Here is a 21,918-nt window from a genome sequence, read left to right on the forward strand (position 1 = left end):
GACAGCGGCCGGCGTCGCCATCAGGGCCGACGGCCGGACGACCGGTTTCGACGGTCAGGTGAGCGGCCGGCGAACCGGGGGTAACTCTTTGTCCTGTATTCCGGTCTCAACTGGTGACTCTGTTTCGATCATGTGCTAGCCACTTATATAACGAGCTGTGGCAGGGCGGCTCGTCGAGCTTCGTGGAGGTAGCTGTGATCGGAACCATCGTCTCGTCGATCATCATTGGCCTGGTGCTCGGCGTGCTTGCCCGGATCATCCTCCCCGGCAAGCAGAACATCCCGATCTGGTTGACGATCGTGGTCGGCATCGTCGCGGCCTACGTCGGGAACTGGCTGGCAGTGCTGCTCGGCGTGCGCGAGACGCCCGGGATCGACTGGATCCGCCACATCATTCAGGTAGTGCTCGCGGTGATTGGCATCGGGATCGTGGCGGGCGCATTCGGGAAGAAGGGCGTCAAGAGCTAGCGCCCTGACCAGGGAATGACCTGGCGGCGGCCAGGAATGCATCATTCTCGCCCGCGTCGGCGACGGTGACCCGAACACCGTCGCCGGCGAACGGGCGGACAATCACCTTCTGCTGCTCGCAGTGCGCGGCGAATTCCGCCGCGCGCTCGCGCAGCGGCAGCCAGACGAAGTTCGCCTCGGTCTCCGGCACCTGGTAGCCGGCCGCGACCAGCTCGGCCCGCACCCGGGCCCGCTCCGCCACCACCGCCGAGCAGCTGTCCAGCAGCTCGGGCAGGCAGTCCAGTGCCGCGCACGCCGCCGCCTGCGCCAGCGAGTTCACGCCGAACGCGGGGGCCACCCTGCGCAGCGCGGCCACCAGCGTCGGCGAGGCCACCGCGTACCCCACCCGCAGCCCGGCCAGCCGGTACGCCTTGGAGAACGTCCGCAGCACCACCAGGTTCGGCCGGTCGGCCAGCAGGGTGAGCCCGTCGGGCACCTCCGGGTCGGTGACGAACTCGCGGTAGGCCTCGTCCAGCGCGACCACCACGTGCGCCGGCACCTCGTCCAGGAACGCGAGCAGCTCGTCACGGCGCAGCACGGTGCCGGTGGGGTTGTTCGGGTTGCACACGAACACCAGCCGGGTGTTCGGCGTGATCGCGGCGGCCATCGCCGCCGGGTCGTGCCGGAACGCGGCGTCCAGCGGCACCTGCACCGGCCGCGCGTTGCCCACCCTGGTCACGATCGGATACGCCTCGAACGAGCGCCAGGCCATCAGCACCTCGTCGTCGGGCGAGCCGCAGGTGATCTGCACCAGCTGCTGGCACAGGCTCACCGAGCCACAGCCGGTCGCCACCTGGTCGGCTGACACGCCATGCCGTTCGGCCAGCCGCGCGGTGAGGCTGGTCACCGCCATGTCCGGGTACCTGTTGCCGGCGGCCGCCGCCTCGGCGATCGCGTCGAGCACCGGGCGCGGCGGTGGCAGCGCGACCTCGTTGCTGGCCAGCTTGATCGCGCCGGGGATCGTCCGGCCAGGGATGTACGCGGGCAGCGCGTCGAGGTCCGCCCGGATCGTGGGGTCCATGAGACGCACGTTAGTCGGCCCGGTCGCGGTGTGGCGCGCGCGTTTGCGCGTGATCCCGGACGGCATGAAAGGCTGTGGTCATGACGGATCTGCGCACCGAAACCGTGCCGCTCGACGATGGCAGCGAGCTGCGGCTGACCGTCGCCGAGCCGGACGGTTCGGCGCGCGGCGGCATCGTGGTGCTGCACGAGTCGCGCGGGGTCACCGACGGCGTGCGCTGGCTGGTGCACAGCCTGGCCATGGAGGGCTTCCAGGTCGTCGCGCCGCACCTCTACCACCGCGACGGGGCCGACGAGCTGGGCGCCGAGGACACCGACGAGCAGGTGCGCGACCAGGTCAACAGGCTGACCGGGGCGAGCGTGATGGCAGACACCGACACCGCGTTCGGCTGGCTGGCCGAGCGCGGCGTGACGGCCGACCGGATGGGCGTGATCGGCTTCGACCTCGGCGGCTCGGTGGCGCTGGTGGTGGCCACCCAGCGGTCGCTGGGCGCGGCGGTCACGGTGGCCGGCAACCGCGTCACCGAGCCGCTCTCGGACGACCTGCCGGCGCCGCTGGCCGCCGTGCCGGAGCTGACCTGCCCGTGGCTGGGGCTGTTCGGCGAGCGCTCCCAGGACCCGACCGTGCACGAGGTGGAGAAGCTGCGCGCCGCCGCGTCCAGCGCCGAGGTGGCCAGCGACGTGGTGGTCTACCCGGAGGTGGACCACCGCTTCGACTTCGACCAGCGCGCTACCGCCGACGCCTGGCAGCGCACCCTCAACTGGTTCGACTCGCACCTGCGATAGCGCATGATGGGCGGCATGACCGCCGAACAGATCTGGACCCCGGAGCCGTCGACGGCCGATGCGAGCGCGCTGGCCGAGTTCGCCCGCTGGGTCGCCGAGCACCGAGGTGTCGCCACCGCCGACTACGCCGAGCTGCACGACTGGTCGGTGCGTGACCTGGACGGGTTCTGGTCGGCGCTGGCCGAGTTCGCCGGGGTGCGCTTCCACGACCGGGCGCGCGCGGTGCTGGGCCGCCGGGAGATGCCTGGCACCAAGTGGTTCCCGGGCGCCACGCTGAACTACGCCGAGCACGCACTGGCCCCCGGCGACGGGCGCGCCGACGACGACATCGCGGTGGTCTTCGCCAGGGAGGACGGTGTCGAGCGGACGGTCAGCTACGGCGAGCTGCGCGACGAGGTGGCCAGGGCGCGGGCGGGGTTGCGCGCGCTGGGGGTCGGGCGGGGCGACCGGGTCGTGGCGCTGGCGCCGAACTGCGTGGAGACGCTGGTGGCGTTCCTGGCGGCGGCGTCGCTGGGGGCGACCTGGTCGTCGTGTTCGCCGGACTTCGGCACCCGCGCGGTGGTCGACAGGTTCGCCCAGATCGAGCCGACGGTGCTGGTTGCGGTGGACGGGTATCGGTACGGCGGCAAGGGGTACGACATCCGGGCCACGGTGGACGCGCTGCGCGGCCAGCTGCCCACGCTGAGCGCCACGGTGCTCGTCCCGTACCTCGACCCCGCCGCGGTCGTCGAGGGAACCGTGGCCTGGGCGGACCTGCTCGCCGGTTCGCACACGGAGCTGGAGTTCGAGCCGGTGCCGTTCGACCACCCGCTGTGGGTGCTCTACTCCTCGGGCACCACCGGGCTGCCCAAGGGCATCGTGCACGGGCACGGCGGGATCGTGCTGGAGCACATCAAGATGATCCGGCTGCAGATGGACCAGGGCCCCGGCGACCGGCTGTTCTGGTACACCACCACCGGCTGGATGATGTGGAACTTCCTCGTCTCCGGGCTGCTGGTGGGGACCACGGTGGTGCTCTACGACGGCAGCCCCGCGCACCCCGACCTGGGCGTGCTGTGGGCGCTGGCGCAGCGGCACCGGATCACCTTGCTCGGGTCGTCCGCGCCGTACGTGCAGTCCTGCCTCAAGGCCGGGCTTCGCCCGCGCGACGCCTATGACCTCAGCTCGGTCCGGGCGTTCGGCTCGACGGGCGCGCCGCTGTCCGTGGAGGGCTTCCGGTGGCTGGCCGACGCGGTCAGCGAGCGGATGCAGATCGCCAGCGTCTCCGGCGGCACCGACCTGTGCACGGCGTTCCTTGGCGCGGCTCCGACCGTCCCGGTGTGGCTGGGCGAGCTGTCCTGCGCACAGCTGGGTGCCTCGGCCAAGGCCTTCGACGAGGCCGGCAAGGAGCTGGTCGACGAGGTCGGCGAGCTGGTGATCACCGAGCCGATGCCGTCCATGCCGGTCAGCTTCTGGAACGACCCGGACGGCTCCCGGCTGCGCGCGGCGTACTTCGAGGACTACCCCGGGGTGTGGCGCCACGGCGACTGGATCAAGATCACACCGCGCGGCTCGTCGGTCATCTACGGCCGCAGCGACTCCACCCTGAACCGGGGCGGGGTGCGGATGGGCACCGCCGACTTCTACGCCGTGGTGGAGGGCTCCGACCAGGTCCAGGACTCGCTCGTGATCGACACCTCGGCCCTGGGCGCCGACGACGGCGCGCTGCTGTGCTTCCTGGTCCTCGCGCCCGGCGTCTCCCTCGACGACGTAGAGCCGTCGCTGCGCCGGACCCTGCGCACCGAGCTGTCCCCCCGGCACGTGCCGGACAGGTTCATCACCGTCGCCGAGATCCCCCGCACCCTGAACGGCAAGAAGTGCGAGGTACCGGTCAAGAAGATCCTCGCCGGCGTCCCCGTGGACCGCGCCGTGAGCCGAGGCGCCCTGGCCAACCCGTCCGCCCTGGACCCGTTCCTCACCGCCCGCGAGTCGGGACTTTTGTCAGGGTGAGTCGGGGTTTTCGTCAGCGCTGGCGGAGGGCGTCGAGCACGCCGTGCGCGATGGCGCGCGCGTGCGGCTGGCCGGGGCAGGCCCGGTGGCCGGCGCCGAACGTGAACAGCTGACCGGACTCCCGCTGCGCGCGGGCGAGGTCGAGCACCAGGACGGCGGTGCCGTCCAGGCGGCGGGTCGCGCGCACCGGCGGTTCGTCGAGCAACACCCGGTCGATGACGGCCGCCGGGTCCGGCCTCGGCGACGTGCGCAACATCACGCCCGCCGCGTTCTCGATCAAGCTCGCGGTGGCGTCACGGGCCTGGACGAACAGCGCGACCCGGGCGGCCGCCCGCTCGTCCGCAGGCCCGCCGCAGGCCTCCACCAGGCGCGCCGCCGCCTCGTCGCCGGCCCGGTCGGCCTCGACGTGCGGGTGGTAGACGCGGGCCACGGCGCCGACGTCCGCCGCCGACACCTCCACGCCCAGCGCGGCCGCCAGCACGTCCGTGGGCACGGTGCGAGCTAGGTCGAAAATCACATCCGACGCCCGCCGGCGCGTCCGGTCGAACGCGTCGTCCCGCAACGCCCGCGCCGGCACACCCGCCAGCAACTCCGTGACCAGCGCGCGCCGCTGCCGATGCTCCTCCCCGTTGGCGAACCGGCTGACCCGCGCGCGCACCCACCCGACGTCGACGTTCTCGCCACCGGCCTGGGCGGGCGGAACGATGAACCCCGGATCCTCGAGTACCGCGCGCACCTGGTCCGGACGACCGATCGTGACCATGGCGCCAACCTAGAACCCGGACCGTTCGCCGCCGGCCGAACCATCGCGCCGTGACCTGCGTCGTCGGTCCCAGTGGGCACGGTTGGGGTACCGCTTTGATCCGGGCGAGGCGGGCTGTGTAACCTGTCCTCCTGGCGGCCGAGCAGGCCCCGGGAGGCTTCGCCTAGTCTGGTCTATGGCGCCGCACTGCTAATGCGGTTGGGGGTCACGCCCCCTCCCGGGTTCAAATCCCGGAGCCTCCGCGTGACGCCCGGTTTCGGCCGTGCGACAAGTGAACATGCGCTCGTAGCTCAACGGATAGAGCACTTGACTACGGATCAAGAGGTTGCAGGTTCGAATCCTGCCGAGCGCGCAACGAACTCCCAGTTCAGACCCTTGCGTCTCGTGCAGGTACTCCTTACCAACGATGCAGTGCGCCGACGAGGCGCTCGACGTGTCGCTGGAGCTGATGGCCGACCGGGGGCGGATCGCCTCGATCGCCGGCTCCTCACGGCGCGCCGAGGTCGGCATCGCCGGGCACGCCCCCGGCAAGCTCGTGCTCGTCCCCTGACCCGGCGACACCCCGGCAGGCCGCGTGACGCCCGTTGTGGAGTCGGCGCCACGCGGCCGGGTTCGGGTTACGGACGGTTGGTCCGCGCCCAGGAGATGATCGAGGTCAGCGCCGGTCCGCCGCCGTACTCGTTGTCGCGGGAGGTGCCTCCGCCCGGCTGCTCGACGGCGGTGCTGCCGATGGTGCTGCCGACGCCGATGACCCTCGGGAAGGTTTCCGTGCCCCACCAGCCCCACGCCGACCCGCCCGACTGGCCGGGCGTGAAGTCGTTGAAGTGGCCGAGCACGCAGCCCGAGTTGCCGTTCAGGGTGAAGTCCTGCTTGCTGGACACCACCCCGGCGCCCTGGTACGCGGGGCGTTCACCGCTGGCCAGGTCGGCCGCGTAGCCGGCGTACTGCCAGACGGCGCTGCCGTTCCAGGCGGCGTCGTAGGTCCGGCTTCCGATGAACCCGACAGTGTCGCCGATGCGCTGGTTGGTGATCAGGATGACGTAGTCGAAGGCCGTCTGCTGGTCCGAGAGCGGCCCGGAGACCTGCTCCCAGAAGATGACCTCCGAGACGCCGATCTCGCCCCACGGGCCGCGACCGTCGTAGTAGCCCGGGGTGAAGGTGGACCACCCCGCGCTGCCGCCGCTCCAGTTGATGACGTGGCTGGCGGTCAGCACGTGCCGGGGGCCGACCACGGCACCGGTGCCGTAGCCGCCGGCCGTGCGTACCTTGCCGACCGTCCGCCACGGGTAGTTGGTGTCGTGGAACACCACCCGGTCGTCGGTGCCGAAGATGGTCGGCTCCGGGCCGGCGGCCTGCTCCGCGAGCGTGCGCAGGCGGTGCGTCTCGGGCGCCCGCTGGGGCTGGAAGGTGGTCGCCACGGCGGCCGGGCGGTAGCCGTCGAGCTCGGTGACCTCCAGGTGCTCCGCCGCGCGCTCCCGGCCGACAGCGGTGTACTTCATGTCCGGGTACGGGTGCGCCACGTCGAGCCCGTTGACGCCGACGTCGGCGACGAGCCGTACCCGGCCGTTCTCGCGGACCAGCCTCGGCTTGGCCTTCTCGTCCAGTGCCACCTCGAGGACGCTGGCTTCCTGGCTCGTGGCGCGGCCCTCGGCCGCCATGCTCGCGCGGGCGGCGAGCGTTGAGTGATCAATTGGCCTTTCCATGTCCGTTTCTCCCGACCTCGTTTCGTCCGGTGGTCACGGTGACCCCCACAGGTCGATGCCTCGGCCGGGGCCCGAGATACGTGCGGCAGGTATCAGAAAGGTCGCGTTCGGTAACGGGCGTCGCCGGTCATCTCGACGCCTTGTGGCCCTGGACACCGGGGACCAAGATCCGATATGCGGGACGTTTCGGGGTTCGGTGTGGGGTGTATGTCCGGGTGCTCATCGGCGAATGTCCATGGGCCTATTTCCGGTTCGGGTGTGCTTCTGGAAACAATGGCCGCAACCTGTTTCCAGGGTCGCCGAGAAGCGTGTGTTCGTGATCCGAGTGGCCGGTGCGGGTCGAGTTGTGAGCGACGAGCCCCCGGTCAGGCCGCCGGGCGACGCGATGGGCGGGTGCCGGCCCACGAGTGTGAGCTCTTCTCTTTCGTTATTCGAACGTCCGGATCGCGTCGAAGTCGGGGGTATTGGCCGGCCGCGAAGTCCACCGCTCGCGCCGATATTCGGGCGCGCAACCAGCGTTATCAACGGGCGGTTTCGCGGGTGGCAATCGGCGGCCCGGGCCGAATTGGTCAGGTGGTCTCGGCGGGCGGCCCGGACCGTACTGGCGGGTGCTCGGTGGTTACGGAACGTTGCCATGGCTCGGGGGAGATGCCGGTGGGAATAGATCGCGGCGCGGCGGCCTTGGAAACCCGAGTGGGGTCGCTCCTCGGCGCGCGGTGGGCGCCGGAGGGCGAGGGCGAGACGGTTTCGGATAGGGGTGGACGAGTGCCGGGCTGGCCGGTCGGCGTGACGGGGTTGTTGGTGGTGGGCGGCGTGCTCCTGCTGGCGGGGGTAGGCACCTGGACGAGGTGCTGGTACGCGCCGCTGCTGCGTCGGCTCAACGGTGTGCACCCGCGTTGGCTGGGGCCGGCATACACCGGCGCCGGCGCCGGCGCCGTGCTGGCGGCCTGCGCGAGCCTCGCCGAAGAAGGCCCGGCGCGCGGAACCCTGGTGATCTGGGCCGCGGACGCGCTCATCATCGCCATCGGCTGCCTGGTCGTCGGGCTCCGGATCCGGGGCCGGCGCACGGGGCGGGGTATCCCCGGGTAGGCACCGGGCCGGTACCGAGCGGGCCGGGTTTCCTTGCGGCGTGCCGGGAACCCGGTGCCGGTGGTGCCGCGAGCGTTAGCCGATCGCTAGGATTTGGTGCCGGTGAATCCCGGTAAGGTGCCGCCACAATGGCGGCAGATTCGCAGCTAGCGGCGTTCCGAACCGGACCTACCGTGCGTAACATGGCAGCACCGAGTGAGTCGTATCACACTCCCCCCGGAGACGACCTTTCGTTTCGGCGGGTCGGTGCGGTTAGATGGTTAGCGCTACCTACTGTTGTCAAGGCAAACTTCAAACCAGAGTTCGATACTTTACGGAGTCGTGATGACTAGCGCCGCGTTCGTCCGACCGGTCGAGGCGGCCTCGGTCGTCGAGCGGGTCACGCACGAGATCCGCCGTTCGATCGTTGCCGGCCGGATGGAGCCCGGCCAGGAGTTCTCGCTGCGTCAGATCGCCGCCCAGCTCGGGGTCAGCTTCATCCCGGTGCGTGAGGCGCTGCGCAGCCTGGAGGCCGAGGGGCTGTTGGTGACCCGCAGGGGTCGAAGCGCCGTGGTGGCGCCGCTGGACGCCGAGGAACTGGGCGCCATCTGCCGGTTGCGCCGCCTCATCGAGCCCGACCTGAACATCCAGGCCGCTGAGAAGATCCCGACGGCCGAGCTGGATCGGCTGGAGGCGTTCGTCGAGCTGTGCGAGGACCCAGGGAACCACCCCGACGTGCGGCACGAGCGGTACCACGCGCTGCACATCGACATGGTCCGTCCCGCCGCCACCACCTGGGACCTGCGCATCATCGAACGGCTGTGGCGGGCGTTCGAGCGGTACGTCCGGATGGGCGAGCACCGGGTGCGGCCCGGCGACGTGGACAGCGCCGAGAAGGTGTCCCGCGAGCTGATCGCGGCGTTCCGCACCCGCGACCCCGAGCGGGTGCGGGAGGCCACGCTGCACCGGCTGGAGCGCGCCGAGCACATCGCCCGGCTGAGCCTGGAGCCCTGACCGGCTGAGAGCGGCGTCGTCGATCACGGGCATTTGGTGCTGGGCGACGGGCGGTTGGTCTGCCAGGCTGGACGATCGTGGCCGACGAACCCCCGGAGCTGACCGTCGCCGATGCCGCCGCCTGGCGGGACTGGCTGGCCGAGAACCACGCCGACACCACCGGCGTCTGGTTGATCCTGGCCAAGAAGGGCACCACGGACCCGACCAGCCTGAGCTACGACCAGGCGCTGGACGAGGCGCTGTGCCACGGCTGGATCGACGGCCAGACCCGGCGCCGGGACGAGACCACCTACCGGCAGCGGTTCACCCCGCGCCGCTCCCGCAGCCGCTGGTCGGCGCGCAACGTGGACCTGATAGCCCGGCTGACCGCCGAGGGCCGGATGCACCCGGCCGGCGTGGCCGAGGTCGAGCGGGCGCGCCAGGACGGCCGGTGGGACGCCGCCTACGCCGGGCCCAAGGACAGCACGGTGCCCGACGACCTGGCCGCCGCGCTCGCCGCCAACCCTCGGGCCAGCGCCATGTTCGACATCCTGACCAGCCAGAACCGGTACGCCATCCTGCACCGGCTGGGCGACGCGAAACGGCCGGAGACCAGGGCCCGCCGGCTGGGTGAGTTCGTCGCGATGCTCGGGCGGGGCGAGACCATTTACAGCCAGAAACGTTCGCTCGATGAGTGACGTCGGTGCGTCGGGGTACGGGCGGGCACTGCCTCCGGACTACGACACCGACCCCGGACGGTTCGACGCCAACGTCCGCGCCACCGACGAGTTCTCCAGGGTCGGCGACCTGCACCCGCTGGTGGCCGAGCAGCTGGCCACGCTCGGGCCGGGCGGCGTGCTCGACCTCGGCGGCGGCACCGGCCGGCTGGCCCGGCTGCTCGGCGAGCGGCAGATCTGGACGGTGGTGGTGGACGCCGCCCGGCACGTGAGCCAGGCGCCGCCGCCCCGGGTGCTCGGCGACGCCGGCCGGCTGCCGTTCGCGGACGGTTCCTTCGACGCGGTGGCCGCGCTGTGGATGCTCTACCACCTCGAGCGCCCCGGGCGGGCGCTGCGCGAGGCCCATCGGGTGCTCCGGCCCGGCGGCACGTTCGTGGCCTGCACGTCCAGCCGGACCAACGACCCGGAGCTGGCCGGCGTGCTGCCGGACTGGGGGCGCCGCACCACGTTCGACGCCGAGGAGGCCGTCGAGGTCATCAGCCAGGCGTTCCACGTCACGCAGGTGATCTCCTGGGACCAGCCGTTCGTCACGCTGCCCGACCGGGAGGCCGCCGAGCTGTTCCTGCGCGGGCGCGGGATGTCCGAGCGCGAGGCGCACCGGCGCGCCGCCCGGCTGGACACCCCGATGAGCGTGACCAAGCGCGGGGTGCTGGTGTGGGCGCGTCGGCGGTCCCGCCCGATCGGCAAGGGTTGAGTGAACCACTCCATCGAGTCGGTTCTATAGCGGTGCTGTCACGGTCTGGTGTAATTGATATATCGAGGGCTCGGAGCCGTGTATGACTAGAGTGCGTGGGGGTTCGCGCGGCTGTCGTTTTCGTTCTCGGGGCTTTGATAGTGGTGGGGTCGGCGCTGGGCTGGGCGCAGACGCCCGTCGCGCCGGCCAGCCCGGCACTGCCGGTGCCCAGCTTCTCCGAGAACGCCCCCGGGACGGATCAGGGCGCCGCCAAGCTCGCCCGCCGCGGCACCCTGCTGCCCATCGACTGCGCGGACGTCCTGTCCGGGCCGGTGGACGCGGCGGCGCTGCTGGCCCAGCCGGTCGGCAGCCTCGACTCGCGCACCATCGTCGGCGTGGGCTCCCCGTCCGTGGGCATGGTCGAGCGGCTGACCTGCACGTATCGGCGGGCGAACCAGCAGGAGCCGCTGCTGGTGCTCTGGCTCGCCGCCTTCACCGACCCGAACGCGGCGGCCGACCAGCGCGACCGCAACATCGCCGACGAGCGCGGTGACACCAGGGCCACCCGCGACGTGCCGCTCGGGCGGGCGAGGGCCACGCTGCTCACCCAGCCCAACCGGTACGTGCTGATGCTCGCCTACGACAAGTTCGACATCACGCTGACCCTGGCCAAGGGCGTCGTGCCGGACGCACAGGTGGAGCCCGTGCTCGTCGACCTGGCACGCCGGGTGTGGCCCGACGTGGCGCCGCCGTCGGGGTCGGGAGCGGTCACCTCGCCGCAGGCCGTCACGGGAGGACCCAAGGACATCCCGGACATGACGAAGGCGCCCAGGCGGGCCGGATAGCCGCGCCTGGACGCCTTCGTGAGATCCCCCCGCTAGTGGACGGCCACCGCGACGACGCCGTCGCCGACCGGGACCACCCGCCACGGCCGGGCCACCAGCACCAGCACCGCCGCCGCCAGCGTGAGCCCGCCGAACATCACGGTGCCCATCGCCAGCGCGTTGTTGCCGAGCACGCCGACCAGCGGTGAGATCGCCGCGCCGACGCCGAACTGGACGGCGCCGAGCAGCGAGGCCGCCGTGCCGGCCGTCTCGCCGTGCGCGTTGAGCGCCACCGCGGGCGCGTTCGGCAGGATCAGCCCGGCGAAGAACAGCACCGCCCACACCAGCACCGCGACGCCGAACATGCCGCCCGCGCCGGTCGCGGCCGCCGCGAACAGCGCGGCACCGGCGACGCTGGCGGCCACGCTCGCCGCCACCAGCACCTGGTGCGGCTCGTAGCGGCGCATCAGCCGTGCGTTGAGCTGGGTGGCCGCGATCAGCCACACCGCGCTGGCGCCGAACATCAGGCCGAACTGCCCCTGGTCGAGCCCGTACTGGTGCTGGAACACGAACGAGCCGCCGCTGACGAACGCGAACAGCCCGGCCATCGCCAGCCCGGCCACCAGGATCAGGCCGATGAACGTGCGGTCGGTGAGCAGGCCGCCGTAGGTACGGACGGTCTCCTTGAACCGCAGCGGCACCCGCCGCGAGCTCGGCAGCGTCTCCGGCAGCGCCACCACGGCCGCCACCGCGATGACCGCCCCGAGCACCGCCAGCGCGACGAACACGCCGCGCCACTGGGTCCAGCTCAGCAGCGCGCTGCCCAGCGTCGGCGCGAGCACCGGCGACACGCCCATGACCAGGATCAGCCGGGACAGCAGGGTTGCCGCCGCCCGGTCGGTGTACAGGTCGCGGACCATGGCCAGGGCCAGCACCATGCCGGTGGACGCGCCGAGGCCCTGCAGCACCCGGGCCGCGGTGAGCAGCTCCACGGTCGGTGCGAACAGGCACAGCAGCGACGCGACGACGTGCACGAGCGTGCCGGTGATCAGCGGGATGCGCCGCCCGATCGCGTCGGACAGCGGCCCGACCAGCAGCTGGCCCAGCCCGAGGCCGAGCACGGTGCCGCTCAGCGTGAGCTGGATGGTCGACTCGGTGGTCATCAGGTCGGCGGCGATCTTGGGCAGCGCCGGAAGGTACATGTCGATGGACAGCGGGCCGAGCGCGATGAGCGCGCCCAGCACGAGCACGAGCTTCAGCTGTCCGCCCGGCGGTGCGTTGCCGCCGTCCGGGGTGGACGGCTGGCCGGGCTCGGCGGTGCGCGCCGGGTCCGCCACGCGCACTGGCGCCGTGTCCAGCTGGTCGTCAGCGATGGTCACAGAAATCTCCCGTCTGGTTTGCCAGGACTTCTCAGGCCGCAGACGTCGATGTGCTCCAGGCCCCAAACGGAGCCGAACCGTCAGGGGCGATCGGCTCCGAGGGGTATCAAGGGATTCGGGCGCGGCGTTGTTCCACCTGGTGGGGAGATGTGAGCTAGCCGAAATCGGTTGGCCGCGAGCCGGGGCGAGCTGGGAGAATGGCCGCCAAGATCAGCGGTTGGCGCCGACCTCGGCGCACTCGGCGGCGCGCTGGGTGAGCAGCGCGCGCTCCCTCTCGTTCGCGGTGAGCGCGGCCGCGCGCTCGAACTCGGCCCGTGCCTCGTCACGGCGGCCCAGCTTGACCAGCAGGTCACCGCGCACGCTGGGCAACAGGTGGTACGACTTCAGGGCGGGCGCGGACGTCAGCTGGTCCACCAGTGCCAGGCCGGCCGCCGGCCCGTACGCCATGGAGATCGCGACGGCCCGGTTCAGCTCGATCACCGGGGACGGCACCACGTGGGCCAGCGCGGTGTACAGCGCGGCGATCTTCGACCAGTCCGTCTCGCCGGCGGTGTGGGCGCGCGCGTGGCAGGCGGCGATCGCGGCCTGCAGGGTGTACGGTCCCTGGGTGCGTCCCTCGGACAGCCGGACCGCGCGGTCGAGCGCGGCCAGCCCCCGGGTGATCAGCAGCCGGTCCCACCGCGCCCGGTCCTGGTCGAGCAGCAGGATCGGCTCGCCGCTCGCGTCCGTGCGCGCTCGCGTCCGGGACGCCTGGATCTCCATCAGCGAGACCAGCCCGTGCACCTCGGGCTCGTCGGGCATCAGCGCGGCCAGCACCCGGCCCAGCCGCATGGCGTCCTCGCACAGCGCGGGGCGCATCCAGTCGTCCCCGGCGGTCGCCGAGTAGCCCTCGTTGAACACCAGGTAGATGACCTCGAGCACGGCCGGCAGCCGGGTGGACAGCTCCTCGGCGGTGGGCGCTTCGAACGTCACGCCCTTCTTGGCCAGCGTCTTCTTGGCCCTGACGATCCGCTGGCCGACCGTCGCCTCGGGGACCAGGAACGCCCTGGCGATCTCGGTGGTGGTCAGCCCGCCCAGCACCCGCAGCGTGAGCGCCACCCTGGCGTCGGTGGACAGCACCGGGTGGCAGGCGGTGAACACCAGGCGCAGCATGTCGTCGCCGATGTTGCCCTCGGTGGCCGCCTCGTCCACCGCGTCGTACTCGTCCTGGCTGGTGTCGCGGCGGGTCTCCAGGTCACGGCCGATCTCGTCGCGCTTGCGCTCGAACCGCTCCCGGCGCCGGATCTGGTCCACCGCGCGGCGCTTGGCAATGGCCATCAGCCAGGCGCCCGGGTTGTCCGGCACGCCCGACCGAGGCCATTGCTCCAGCGCCGCGACCAGGGCGTCCTGCGCCAGCTCCTCGGCCACGCCGACGTCGCGCATCATCCTGGCCAGCCCGGCGATCAGCCTGGCCGCCTCGATGCGCCACACCGCTTCTATGGCGCGGTGTGCAGCGCGACCCGCACCGTCGCCAGAGCGAGCCGGTGAAGAGCGCTCATCAAGCCCCGCCGGCGAGTGAGGCGAAGATGCAGCTTCTGTTGGCGCCCGGGTCACGGGGTGGATGACAGCAGGTCATCACCCGTGCTGGCAAGTTGTTCGTCAGGCGTTCTTCTCCGCCTGGGCCCGGATCCGGTCCTCCTGCTCGCGCAGCTCGGGGGTGAACGCCTCGCCGAAGTCCTCGGCCTCGAACACCTGGCGCAGCTCGATGACGAACTCGCCCTCCTTCGGCCTCGGCGCCCGCTTGAGCCACTCCAGGGCCTCCTCGTACGACTTGGCCTGCAGCAGCCAGAAGCCGGCGACGAGCTCCTTGGTCTCGGCGAACGGGCCGTCGATGACCGAGGTGCCCTCGGCGGTGTGCACCACCCGGGCGGCGTTGTGCGAGCTGGGGTGCAGGCCCTCGCCGGCGAGCAGGATGCCGGCCTTGACCAGCTCCTCGTTGAACGCGCCCATCTCGGCCAGTTCCTGCTCGGTCGGCATCACGCCGCCCTCGGTCTGGTCGTTCCCCTTGACCATCGCAATGAACCGCATGTGTTCTCTCCTTCGTGGGTCTTGATCCGCCCTCGCACGGACGCGTCGAACAGGCGTGCCGGGGTTCGACACCCGGCCCCGGCCATCTCCGACGTTCACTCTATTGGGGGGTGCCGGTACCTATCGGAGGGGCTCGCGCGATAGTTCTGGCATGAAGCTCTCCCGCGTCGCGGTCATTGCCGTGTCCGTCCTCGCGCTGCTGGCGGGCGGGTGGCTGGGGCTGCTGCCGGTCAAGGCCACCATGACGCAGATCAGTCCCGTCCTGCGCCAGATGTCGGTGTCCTGCGGCAACGGCTACCTGGGCTCCAGCCTGCCGGTGCATCCCGGTGACCTGGTCGAGATCCCGGGCGAACACGCCGTCTACCTGCCCAAGGCCGCCTACGACACGCACTGTGGCGAGGCCGTCGGGCCGCGCCGGTACGCCGCGTGGGGGCTGACCGCCCTCGGCGTGCTCGGGCTGGCGATGACGTTCGCGACCGCCTCGTCCGGTTCGTCGTCGGGGTCCTCTCGGTCGTCGGGTTCGTCCAGGTCGTCGTCCGAGCCGTCGGAGTCCTCGGGTTCGCCCGAACCGGACGAGGCCGAAGAGGCTCCGGAGTCTTCGGAGTCCCCGGAGTCTTCGGAGGTGTCGGCGTCCTCGACGTCCTCGGAGGCCGAGGCGGCCACGTCCGGTTCCTCGGAGTCGAGCAAGCCGTCCGGGCGGAAGGGCGGAGCGCACCGCGCCTGATCTCCCGGCGCCCGTTTCACAGTCCGACCTGACTGTGAAACCATGAGACATGGGCGACGAGGACTTCGAGACGCTGCGCTACCGGGTCGCGGACCGCAAGGCGTACCTGACGTTGAACCGGCCCGAGCGGCTCAACGCCATCACCTCCGAGATGGCTCGCGAGCTGGCCGCCGCCGTGGACCTGGCCAACCAGGACCCGGCCGTGCACGTGATCATCCTGCGCGGCGAGGGGCGGGCGTTCTGCGCCGGCTACGACCTGAAGCGCTACGCCGAGCGCGGCGAGCAGGTGCAGCCGCCGGTCTGGGACCCGATCAAGGACTACCAGGCGATGCGGCGCGGCACCGACGACTTCGTGAGCCTGTGGCGCTCGCTCAAGCCGACCATCGCCTCGGTGCACGGCCACGCGGTCGCCGGCGGCAGCGACATCGCGCTGTGCTGCGACCTGGTCGTGATGGCCGAGGACGCCCGGATCGGCTACCCGCCGGGACGGGTCTGGGGCTGCCCGACCACCGCGATGTGGGTGTACCGGATCGGCGCCGAGCGGGCCAAGCGGATGCTCTTCACCGGCGACACCATCGACGGCACCACCGCCGCGGACTGGGGCCTGGTGCTCCAGTCCGTGCCGGCCGACGAGTTGGAGGCCGCCGTCGAGGGCCTGGCCGACCGGATCGCCGGGGTGCCGGTCAACCAGCTGGCCATGCAGAAGCTGATGATCAACCAGGCCTACGACAACATGGGCCTGCAGGGCACCCAACTGCTGGCCACCCTGTTCGACGGCATCGCACGGCACTCCCCGGAGGGCCGCTGGTTCCAGCGGCTCGCCGCCGAGCGCGGCTTCGCCGAGGCGGTGCACTGGCGCGACTCCGGGCGGTGGATCCCGGACGGTGGCGGCCCCGTCTGACCTCAGGGTGGGGGCAGAACGCGGTCCAGCCAGAGCGCGAGGACGGCGTCGGCGAGCTCGGGCTCGTCGCGGAGTACGGACGTGAGCGCCAGGCCGCGCAGGAGCATCAGCAGCGACTCGTGGGCGGTCCGCGCGGTACGGGGGTCGTGGCCGGCGAACTCGGCGGCGAGCAGCTCGCGGACCGCGCGGCCGATCTCCCGCTGGGACGGCAGCAACGCCGTGCGCAGTGCCTCGTCCGTGCGCGCGGCCATCCACAGCTCGAGGCCGGCCTGGAACACCGGCCCGGACATGGCCGAGCGGACCGCGGCCAGCCGGGCCTGCCGGGTGTTCGGCGTGGCGGCCCGGATGTCGGCCAGCTGGAGCTCGGCGATGTGACCGACCGCCGCCGCGAGCAGGTCGGCCTTGGACCGGAAGTGGTGCAGCAGCGCGCCCCGTGACACCCCGGCGAGCCGTTGGATGCGCTGGGTGGTGGTGCCCGCGTACCCGTGCTCGACCAGGCAGGTCACGGTGGTCTCGAGCAGGTGCTGGCGGGTCCTGTCGCGCTGTTCGCGGCGGGTGAGGGCTGGCACGCAGCGCAGCGTACGGGCCTCTCGCGCCGACGGCGTGGCGTTAATTCGTAGTTATGATTATATTCTGAACATGGGAGCCGACGATCGCCTGCCCGCGATGCTGAACGTGGCCCGGTACCACCGCGCGCACGAGCGCTATCACTCCCTGCTCAGCCTGGAGGACGCGGTGGCGCTGCGTCGGGACGCGAACTCCCTGCAGGCGGTCGCGGACCGGCTGCGAGACGACGCGCCGCCAACGACGACGCCGCCGGGTGGTGCCGGCTTCGCGGCCATGGGCTGCACCGATCTCAGCGACGCCTCCGCCGTCACCTCCGTGGGCATCCTGTTCATGGAGGGTGAGGGGGAGCCGCCCGAGCTGGCGCACATCCGGCGGCGGTTCACCGACCTGTCCCGGGGCTGGGCGCGCAGCGCCGGCTGGCTGGCCGAGAAGATGGACGCCGGCTGGGCGCGCGAGCGGGCGCTGCTGGAGCCCGAGCTGGTCGACGCCGCGCGGCCCCGGTTCGCCGCGCTGACCCGGACCACCGCCGCCGCGCACGCCCACGACGTCGCGGCCAGGCTGCTGGACACCTCGGCGGCGGCGCTGTCGAAGCTGGAGTTCACCCCCGCCGCCGTCCGTTCCCAGCGCCGCTACGCCGCGTCACTGCTCCGGACCGCCGCGTGGCTGGCCACCATGGCGGCCGGGGTCATCGCCGACGAGGGCGCCACGCTCGGGCTCTCCGATCCGGACTGGACCGCTTATATCGACGAACTGGAAGCGCGAGTCGAATAACTCGGAAATTGTGCCGAGGCGTAAATTCGATGTGAGTCCGAACGGTGGACGTGGCTGCGTACGGGCGTTGCCACTGCACCGTAATTCGTCCGCGTAGACTCGTCGACGAGGCCCGGGTCGTTGAAGCGGAGACGGAAATGGACAGTCGCACAATTGTGCTGAACATATACCGCGTGATGGCGTACATCACCGGCACGGGCTTGATCATCCTGGTGTTCGTCGCGATGCCGTTGAAGTACTTCGCCGACATCCGCCAGCCGGTCGCGGTGGTCGGGGCGCTGCACGGGTTCTTCTACATGGCGTACGTGGTCTGCTCCCTGGTGCTGGCCGAGCGGTGCCGGTGGCGGCCGGTGCGCGCCGTGCTGGTCGCGCTGGCCGGCACCATCCCGTTCCTGTCCTTCGTCGCCGAGCGCAAGGTCACCCAGCTGGTTCGTGGTTCAGTCAGCCGCACGGCCGGAGGCGCGAAACGGGCATCCGACGAGCAGCCCGACCTGCACGCGTAGCTGCTCGGCGGTCCACGCCGACGACTCGAAGGCCAGCCGCACGTCGTGGTCGCCGTCGTCCGCCTCGACGCGCAGCCGGATACCCAGCCGGTCCACGCCGAGCGGGCGGATCCGGAAGCCGGGCTTGTGCCGCAGCGGGTCGGGCAGGTGGCGGGCCAGCGAGGTGAACACGTCGGGGTGCGCGTCCTCTAGGTGCCGCAGCCAGCCGTTCTCCAGCATGCAGAACGGGTCCGGCGCGGCGGCGGCCAGCTCGGCGGGCGCCAGCGGGCCGGTGCCCTCGGCGTCGGCGATCACGGCGGAACCGGGCCGCAGCCGCAGCAGGCTCGCGCCGTGCCCCAGGTCGAGCAGGCCGGGGTGCGGGCGCTGCTCGGCGACGTCCAGCGCCAGCCGGCGCGCGTAGCTCGGCCCGGGGGCGACCAGCCAGCCGCTGATCCAGAGCAGTCCGCGCACCGGCTCGCGCAGCACCACCGGGGCGGTGTCGGCGATCTCCAGCATGGCGGGCAGGCCGCTGCGCGGGCCCTCGCGCACGCAGTCGAGCAGGTCGTGGTCGCTGGGGAGCAGCAGGGTCACGGCGCCGTCCGGGTCCACGTGGTGCAGCTGTGGCACCACGCGCTGGTTCTGGTCCAGGCCGACCACGGCGGCCTGGCCGCCTCGGCTCGCGATGCTCCGGGCGCGCTCGGCGTTGGACGGCGCGTGCGGCCGGCGGAGTCGGGTACTGCCCACGGGCTCACCTCCAGGTTCTTAGGGGAGCCTAACTTAGGGTCGCCTGACTGGCGAGACCCCCGATGGGAGGGCGGGCCGCGACCCGCCACAGGCAGCCCGTTTTGGATATCCCCGCACCGAGCGGTTAGGTTCGGGCCGTGTCGACCGTGCGCGAGGGTGAGCCCGGCGAACCTCCCACCCCGATTCCGGCGTTGTTCGCCCATCTTGTCGACGACACCACGTTGTTGGCGCCCAAGCAGCAGGTTCCGCCGATGGCCGATGTGGTCGCGCGGTACCTGACCTCCCGGGAAGGCCGCTACGGCGGGCTGTCCGGGCAGCTTGTGTGCCCGGTGTCGCGGCTGCCTGAGCTGGTCAGCGAGCTGGCCAAGCGAGGACCGGCGGAGCCGGTGGACGTCTCGCTGGTGGTGGACACCGGGTTGGGCGCGGTGCCCAAGGCGCTGTCGCTGGTGATGTCCAGGGAGACGCTGCTCACGCCGCGCACCGTGGAGACCGCCGCCCCGCCGGACCTGGACTCGACGTGGCTGGAGCGGGTGTCGGAGTTCGTGCCGGAGGACGTGCGCTCGGTGGTCGAGCCGCGCCGGCCGCTGGAGGGCGACACCGCGCAGTGGCTGGCCGCCGTGCGCCGGGTCGCCGAGCACGGCTGCACCCCGAAGCTGCGCCTGGGCGGCCAGCGCGCGTCCGACGTGCCGACGGTGGACCAGGTGGCCGACTTCGTGGCCGCCGCCGACGGCGCGCCCGCCGGGTTCACCACCAGCCTCGGGTTGCCGCACGCCGTGCGCCAGCTCGACGAGGCGACCGGCCGGATCGAGCACGGCCTGCTGAACGTGATCGTGGCGGTGGCCAGGGCGCTGGTCAACGGCGACGTGCGCAGCGCGCTGAAGGAGACCGACGCCGCCGCGCTGGCCCAGGAGGTCGGCCGGCTGTCCGAGGCGGCCGGCACCGCCGTGCGCGGCCTGCTGGCCCGCTGCGGCAACGGACCCGCCTCGGCCCGCGCCGACGAGCTGACCGGCCTCGGCCTGCTCTGACCGCCTAGTCGAGGGCTGTGATGGCCTCGGAGACGCGGGCGGCGCAGACGTGCGGCGCCAGCCCGCCGACGCCGGTGCCGAGCCCGGGCAGCGCCAGCGAGCCGATCACGTCCCGCGCCGCGCGTCCGTCCGGGAGGACGCCGTCCCGCCAGACGCTCACGACGGCCCGCGCCGCCCGCCCGGCCGCGTCCCCGTCCGGGCCGAGCCGCTCGCCGGGCCGGCGCATGGTCGGCGCGCTGATGAGCCAGGCCGGCAGCGGCGGCGGCGCGCCGGTGGGCACGACCATCGCGGCACCCACCGGCAGCTCGCCGCCGTGCTCGGCCGCGATCGCCGCGCGCACCCGCTGCTCGATCCCGGGCAGCCAGCGCGCGTACACCCCGTCGATCCCGCCGCGCATGTAGCCGTACGAGTTCGCCGGGCTGACCACCGCGTCCACCTCGAGATCGGTCACCGAGCCCCGGTGCACCCGCACCCAGGGCCGCTCCGCCGCGACCGTGTCCCAGGCCGAGGCCATCGGCTCGTCCACCGCCACCAGCACCAGTTCGGGTACCTCGCGCATCCGGCCAGGGTAGGCGGCCGGCTAGGCTCGCCGGTGATGTCTCGTCTGGCGTTCCTCGGCCCCCGTGCCACGTTCACCGAGCAGGCCGTGCGCCGCCTGCCGGAGTCCGAAGGCGCCGAGCTGGTGCCCAGCACGACCACCACCGCCGCGCTGGCCGCCGTGCGCGCCGGCGAGGCGGACGCGGCCTGCGTGCCGTTCGAGAACAGCGTGGAGGGCGGCGTGCCCGCCGTGCTGGACGCGCTGGTCGCCGACCCGCCGCTGGTCATCGTGCGCGAGGTGCTGCTGGCGGTGCGGTTCGCGCTGATGGCCCGGCCGGGCGCGGCGGCGGACGAGATCCGCACGGTGGCCTCGCACCCGCACGGCGAGGCGCAGACCCGGCACTGGCTGGCCGCGAACCTGCCCAAGGCCGCCGTGCTGATGTCCAGCTCCACCGCCGAGGCGGCAGCCCAGGTGGCCAGGGGCGAGGTGGACGCGGCGGTGGCCGCGCCGATCGCGGCCGCCACCCACGGGCTGGAGATCCTGTCCGACGACATCGCCGACACCGCCGCCGCGGTCACCCGGTTCGTGCTGGTCCGCCCGCCGTGCCCGCCGCCGCCACCGACCGGGGCGGACCGCACCACGCTGGCCGCGACCACGGAGAACCGCCCCGGCGCGCTGCTCGGCGTGCTCACCGAGCTGGCCGTGCGCGGCATCGACCTGACCCGGATCGAGTCGCGGCCGATCAAGGACCAGCGCGACGAGTACTGGTTCCACCTGGACTGCCGGGGGCACGTGGCGCAGCCGGCCATGGGCGAGGCGCTGGCCGCGCTGCACCGGCGCTGCCTGCGGGTCCGCTACCTCGGCTCCTACGGGCGCGACCCGGAGGGTGGAGGCGTCGTAGCGGGCGCGTCCGGCGGCGCGGAGCCGGTGAACGGCAACGGCGAGGACCGGTTCGCGGCGGCGGCCGCCTGGCTGGACGGCGTGCGCGCCGGGACGCTGGCGTGACGGGGCCGATGCTGGTCCTGGTACGGCACGGCCAGACCGACTCGAACGTGATCAAGGCGCTGGACAGCCGTCCGCCCGGCCCGCCGCTCAACACCGAGGGCCGCGCGCAGGCCGAGTCGACCGCGGGCGTGCTCGCCGCCGAGCCGATCACGGCGGTGTACGCGTCCACGGCGGTCCGCGCCCAGCAGACCGCCGCCCCCATCGCCGCCCGCCACGGCCTGGACGTCGCCGTGGTCGAGGGCGTGCACGAGGTGTTCTGCGGTGACCTGGAGGGCCGCTCCGACCCGGCCGCCCGCGACGCGTTCGACGACGTCTACGCCTCCTGGGTGGACGGCGAGCTGGACCGGCACCTGCCCGGCGGCGAGTCCGCGCGCCAGCTGCGCGAGCGGTTCCTGCCGGTGGTGGCCCGGCTGTGGCGCCGGCATGCCGGCATGATCGTGGTGGTCAGCCACGGCGCCGCGATCCGGCTCGCGGCCGGCGCGCTGATCGGGGAGAACGCCGATACCCGGTACGTGCCCAACGCCGGGCGGGTGATGCTCGCGCCGGTGCCCGGGTCGGCCCCCGGCGAGGGCGGCTGGCTGCTCAAGTTCTGGGAGGAGGGCGAGCCCTCGCCCGGTGACGCCACCGGCGGCGCCGACGACTGACCCTGCCGT

The 21,918-nt window shown here is 72.4% G+C and carries 25 protein-coding genes and 2 tRNA genes; 18 read left to right on the forward strand and 9 right to left on the reverse strand.

The annotated features are described in order from the left end of the window. Nucleotides 1-194 precede the first annotated feature (194 nt). On the forward strand, nucleotides 195-467 hold the full coding sequence (locus tag N912_RS0124020) for a GlsB/YeaQ/YmgE family stress response membrane protein (protein WP_028924390.1): 273 nt from the start codon (nucleotides 195-197) through the stop codon (nucleotides 465-467). On the opposite strand, the gene N912_RS0124025 is transcribed toward N912_RS0124020, so the two are convergent. Further along, nucleotides 457-1,527, reverse strand: coding sequence for a histidinol-phosphate transaminase (locus tag N912_RS0124025; RefSeq protein WP_028924391.1), 1,071 nt, complete (start codon nucleotides 1,525-1,527; stop codon nucleotides 457-459). The two genes, N912_RS0124020 and N912_RS0124025, sit on opposite strands and share 11 nt — an antisense overlap. Nucleotides 1,528-1,607: 80 nt before the next feature. On the opposite strand from N912_RS0124025, the gene N912_RS0124030 reads away from it, so the two are divergent. Further along, nucleotides 1,608-2,312: a dienelactone hydrolase family protein gene (locus tag N912_RS0124030; RefSeq protein ID WP_028924392.1), complete on the forward strand. Its 705-nt coding sequence runs from the start codon at nucleotides 1,608-1,610 to the stop codon at nucleotides 2,310-2,312. Between the two features lie 6 nt (nucleotides 2,313-2,318). Next, nucleotides 2,319-4,301 carry an acetoacetate--CoA ligase gene (locus tag N912_RS0124035; RefSeq protein WP_028924393.1) on the forward strand — a complete coding sequence of 661 codons (1,983 nt, stop codon included), beginning with the start codon at nucleotides 2,319-2,321 and terminating at the stop codon, nucleotides 4,299-4,301. A 13-nt stretch (nucleotides 4,302-4,314) separates the two neighbouring features. Here the strand turns inward: N912_RS0124035 and N912_RS0124040 are convergent, their stop codons facing one another. Continuing rightward, nucleotides 4,315-5,064, reverse strand: coding sequence for a cytochrome P450 family protein (locus tag N912_RS0124040; RefSeq protein WP_028924394.1), 750 nt, complete (start codon nucleotides 5,062-5,064; stop codon nucleotides 4,315-4,317). Nucleotides 5,065-5,216: 152 nt separating this feature from the next. Here N912_RS0124040 and N912_RS0124045 point away from each other — a divergent pair. From N912_RS0124045 to N912_RS63690, 3 genes are all read left to right on the forward strand, one after another. Beyond that, nucleotides 5,217-5,306, forward strand: a tRNA-Ser gene (locus N912_RS0124045). A 37-nt stretch (nucleotides 5,307-5,343) separates the two neighbouring features. Continuing rightward, nucleotides 5,344-5,416: transfer RNA gene (locus N912_RS0124050), tRNA-Arg, on the forward strand. A 54-nt stretch (nucleotides 5,417-5,470) separates the two neighbouring features. Next, nucleotides 5,471-5,614 (forward strand): hypothetical protein, encoded by a 144-nt coding sequence (locus tag N912_RS63690; protein ID WP_211261367.1) that lies wholly within the window; start codon nucleotides 5,471-5,473, stop codon nucleotides 5,612-5,614. A 67-nt stretch (nucleotides 5,615-5,681) separates the two neighbouring features. Here the strand turns inward: N912_RS63690 and N912_RS0124060 are convergent, their stop codons facing one another. Next, nucleotides 5,682-6,767, reverse strand: a complete 1,086-nt coding sequence (locus N912_RS0124060; RefSeq protein WP_156993945.1) for a trypsin-like serine peptidase — start codon at nucleotides 6,765-6,767, stop codon at nucleotides 5,682-5,684. Between the two features lie 765 nt (nucleotides 6,768-7,532). Here N912_RS0124060 and N912_RS0124065 point away from each other — a divergent pair. The 5 genes from N912_RS0124065 (at nucleotide 7,533) to N912_RS0124090 (ending at nucleotide 11,083) form a co-directional block, all read left to right on the forward strand. Then, nucleotides 7,533-7,856 (forward strand): hypothetical protein, encoded by a 324-nt coding sequence (locus tag N912_RS0124065; protein WP_028924396.1) that lies wholly within the window; start codon nucleotides 7,533-7,535, stop codon nucleotides 7,854-7,856. Nucleotides 7,857-8,180: 324 nt separating this feature from the next. After that, the gene (locus tag N912_RS0124070; protein WP_028924397.1) at nucleotides 8,181-8,849 is read left to right on the forward strand and encodes a GntR family transcriptional regulator; all 669 of its coding nucleotides are present in this window, start codon (nucleotides 8,181-8,183) and stop codon (nucleotides 8,847-8,849) included. A 77-nt stretch (nucleotides 8,850-8,926) separates the two neighbouring features. Further along, the gene (locus tag N912_RS0124075) at nucleotides 8,927-9,526 is read left to right on the forward strand and encodes a YdeI/OmpD-associated family protein (protein ID WP_028924398.1); all 600 of its coding nucleotides are present in this window, start codon (nucleotides 8,927-8,929) and stop codon (nucleotides 9,524-9,526) included. Further along, nucleotides 9,519-10,259, forward strand: a complete 741-nt coding sequence (locus N912_RS62280) for a class I SAM-dependent methyltransferase (protein ID WP_051580702.1) — start codon at nucleotides 9,519-9,521, stop codon at nucleotides 10,257-10,259. The genes N912_RS0124075 and N912_RS62280 overlap by 8 nt, the downstream gene beginning before the upstream one ends. Nucleotides 10,260-10,402: 143 nt before the next feature. Next, the gene (locus N912_RS0124090; protein WP_028924399.1) at nucleotides 10,403-11,083 is read left to right on the forward strand and encodes a hypothetical protein; all 681 of its coding nucleotides are present in this window, start codon (nucleotides 10,403-10,405) and stop codon (nucleotides 11,081-11,083) included. 32 nt (nucleotides 11,084-11,115) lie between these two features. On the opposite strand, the gene N912_RS54285 is transcribed toward N912_RS0124090, so the two are convergent. From N912_RS54285 to N912_RS0124105, 3 genes are all read right to left on the reverse strand, one after another. Then, on the reverse strand, nucleotides 11,116-12,441 hold the full coding sequence (locus tag N912_RS54285) for a multidrug effflux MFS transporter (RefSeq protein WP_245645399.1): 1,326 nt from the start codon (nucleotides 12,439-12,441) through the stop codon (nucleotides 11,116-11,118). Between the two features lie 210 nt (nucleotides 12,442-12,651). Continuing rightward, nucleotides 12,652-13,866 (reverse strand): RNA polymerase sigma factor, encoded by a 1,215-nt coding sequence (locus N912_RS0124100; protein WP_156993995.1) that lies wholly within the window; start codon nucleotides 13,864-13,866, stop codon nucleotides 12,652-12,654. A gap of 213 nt (nucleotides 13,867-14,079) precedes the next feature. Then, complete coding sequence (locus tag N912_RS0124105) at nucleotides 14,080-14,508, reverse strand: YciI family protein (RefSeq protein ID WP_028924401.1); 429 nt, start codon at nucleotides 14,506-14,508, stop codon at nucleotides 14,080-14,082. A gap of 151 nt (nucleotides 14,509-14,659) precedes the next feature. Between N912_RS0124105 and N912_RS0124110 the strand changes: the two genes are divergently transcribed. After that, the gene (locus tag N912_RS0124110; protein WP_028924402.1) at nucleotides 14,660-15,232 is read left to right on the forward strand and encodes a hypothetical protein; all 573 of its coding nucleotides are present in this window, start codon (nucleotides 14,660-14,662) and stop codon (nucleotides 15,230-15,232) included. A 49-nt stretch (nucleotides 15,233-15,281) separates the two neighbouring features. Next, nucleotides 15,282-16,133: a crotonase/enoyl-CoA hydratase family protein gene (locus N912_RS0124115; protein WP_037066255.1), complete on the forward strand. Its 852-nt coding sequence runs from the start codon at nucleotides 15,282-15,284 to the stop codon at nucleotides 16,131-16,133. A 2-nt stretch (nucleotides 16,134-16,135) separates the two neighbouring features. Here the strand turns inward: N912_RS0124115 and N912_RS0124120 are convergent, their stop codons facing one another. Next, nucleotides 16,136-16,702 carry a TetR/AcrR family transcriptional regulator gene (locus N912_RS0124120; protein ID WP_028924404.1) on the reverse strand — a complete coding sequence of 189 codons (567 nt, stop codon included), beginning with the start codon at nucleotides 16,700-16,702 and terminating at the stop codon, nucleotides 16,136-16,138. Between the two features lie 70 nt (nucleotides 16,703-16,772). Here N912_RS0124120 and N912_RS0124125 point away from each other — a divergent pair, with 70 nt between their 5' ends. Next, on the forward strand, nucleotides 16,773-17,471 hold the full coding sequence (locus tag N912_RS0124125; RefSeq protein WP_037066257.1) for a hypothetical protein: 699 nt from the start codon (nucleotides 16,773-16,775) through the stop codon (nucleotides 17,469-17,471). Between the two features lie 137 nt (nucleotides 17,472-17,608). Further along, nucleotides 17,609-17,974: a DUF3817 domain-containing protein gene (locus tag N912_RS54290; protein ID WP_051580703.1), complete on the forward strand. Its 366-nt coding sequence runs from the start codon at nucleotides 17,609-17,611 to the stop codon at nucleotides 17,972-17,974. Here N912_RS54290 and N912_RS0124135 read toward each other — a convergent pair. Beyond that, nucleotides 17,909-18,697 carry a DUF2470 domain-containing protein gene (locus N912_RS0124135; protein WP_028924406.1) on the reverse strand — a complete coding sequence of 263 codons (789 nt, stop codon included), beginning with the start codon at nucleotides 18,695-18,697 and terminating at the stop codon, nucleotides 17,909-17,911. The genes N912_RS54290 and N912_RS0124135 overlap by 66 nt on opposite strands. Before the next feature lie 137 nt (nucleotides 18,698-18,834). Here N912_RS0124135 and N912_RS0124140 point away from each other — a divergent pair, with 137 nt between their 5' ends. Next, nucleotides 18,835-19,722 carry a hypothetical protein gene (locus N912_RS0124140; protein ID WP_028924407.1) on the forward strand — a complete coding sequence of 296 codons (888 nt, stop codon included), beginning with the start codon at nucleotides 18,835-18,837 and terminating at the stop codon, nucleotides 19,720-19,722. A 4-nt stretch (nucleotides 19,723-19,726) separates the two neighbouring features. On the opposite strand, the gene N912_RS54295 is transcribed toward N912_RS0124140, so the two are convergent. Beyond that, the gene (locus tag N912_RS54295; RefSeq protein WP_037066259.1) at nucleotides 19,727-20,281 is read right to left on the reverse strand and encodes a macro domain-containing protein; all 555 of its coding nucleotides are present in this window, start codon (nucleotides 20,279-20,281) and stop codon (nucleotides 19,727-19,729) included. 36 nt (nucleotides 20,282-20,317) lie between these two features. Here N912_RS54295 and pheA point away from each other — a divergent pair, with 36 nt between their 5' ends. Both pheA and N912_RS54300 read left to right on the forward strand, forming a co-directional pair. Continuing rightward, the gene (pheA, locus tag N912_RS0124150) at nucleotides 20,318-21,265 is read left to right on the forward strand and encodes a prephenate dehydratase (protein ID WP_028924408.1); all 948 of its coding nucleotides are present in this window, start codon (nucleotides 20,318-20,320) and stop codon (nucleotides 21,263-21,265) included. Beyond that, nucleotides 21,262-21,909 (forward strand): histidine phosphatase family protein, encoded by a 648-nt coding sequence (locus N912_RS54300; protein ID WP_245645400.1) that lies wholly within the window; start codon nucleotides 21,262-21,264, stop codon nucleotides 21,907-21,909. Before pheA ends, N912_RS54300 begins: the two co-directional genes overlap by 4 nt. Nucleotides 21,910-21,918 lie beyond the last annotated feature (9 nt).

The organism is Actinospineispora acaciae DSM 45401 (assembly GCF_000620785.1).
Classification (GTDB): Bacteria; Actinomycetota; Actinomycetes; order Mycobacteriales; family Pseudonocardiaceae; genus Pseudonocardia; species Pseudonocardia acaciae.

What these genes read in the sequence shown, in the direction of transcription:
- N912_RS54290 (WP_051580703.1), top strand. Translation starts at nt 17,609, where the DNA reads ATGGACAGTCGCACAATTGTGCTGAACATATACCGCGTGATGGCGTAC.
- N912_RS0124025 (WP_028924391.1), bottom strand. Translation starts at nt 1,527, where the DNA reads ATGGACCCCACGATCCGGGCGGACCTCGACGCGCTGCCCGCGTACATC.
- N912_RS0124125 (WP_037066257.1), top strand. Translation starts at nt 16,773, where the DNA reads ATGGGAGCCGACGATCGCCTGCCCGCGATGCTGAACGTGGCCCGGTAC.
- N912_RS62280 (WP_051580702.1), top strand. Translation starts at nt 9,519, where the DNA reads ATGAGTGACGTCGGTGCGTCGGGGTACGGGCGGGCACTGCCTCCGGAC.
- N912_RS63690 (WP_211261367.1), top strand. Translation starts at nt 5,471, where the DNA reads ATGCAGTGCGCCGACGAGGCGCTCGACGTGTCGCTGGAGCTGATGGCC.
- N912_RS0124030 (WP_028924392.1), top strand. Translation starts at nt 1,608, where the DNA reads ATGACGGATCTGCGCACCGAAACCGTGCCGCTCGACGATGGCAGCGAG.
- N912_RS0124105 (WP_028924401.1), bottom strand. Translation starts at nt 14,508, where the DNA reads ATGCGGTTCATTGCGATGGTCAAGGGGAACGACCAGACCGAGGGCGGC.
- N912_RS0124070 (WP_028924397.1), top strand. Translation starts at nt 8,181, where the DNA reads ATGACTAGCGCCGCGTTCGTCCGACCGGTCGAGGCGGCCTCGGTCGTC.
- N912_RS0124040 (WP_028924394.1), bottom strand. Translation starts at nt 5,064, where the DNA reads ATGGTCACGATCGGTCGTCCGGACCAGGTGCGCGCGGTACTCGAGGAT.
- N912_RS0124110 (WP_028924402.1), top strand. Translation starts at nt 14,660, where the DNA reads ATGAAGCTCTCCCGCGTCGCGGTCATTGCCGTGTCCGTCCTCGCGCTG.
- N912_RS0124060 (WP_156993945.1), bottom strand. Translation starts at nt 6,767, where the DNA reads ATGGAAAGGCCAATTGATCACTCAACGCTCGCCGCCCGCGCGAGCATG.
- N912_RS0124100 (WP_156993995.1), bottom strand. Translation starts at nt 13,866, where the DNA reads ATGATGCGCGACGTCGGCGTGGCCGAGGAGCTGGCGCAGGACGCCCTG.
- N912_RS0124115 (WP_037066255.1), top strand. Translation starts at nt 15,282, where the DNA reads ATGGGCGACGAGGACTTCGAGACGCTGCGCTACCGGGTCGCGGACCGC.
- pheA (WP_028924408.1), top strand. Translation starts at nt 20,318, where the DNA reads ATGTCTCGTCTGGCGTTCCTCGGCCCCCGTGCCACGTTCACCGAGCAG.
- N912_RS0124035 (WP_028924393.1), top strand. Translation starts at nt 2,319, where the DNA reads ATGGGCGGCATGACCGCCGAACAGATCTGGACCCCGGAGCCGTCGACG.
- N912_RS54295 (WP_037066259.1), bottom strand. Translation starts at nt 20,281, where the DNA reads ATGCGCGAGGTACCCGAACTGGTGCTGGTGGCGGTGGACGAGCCGATG.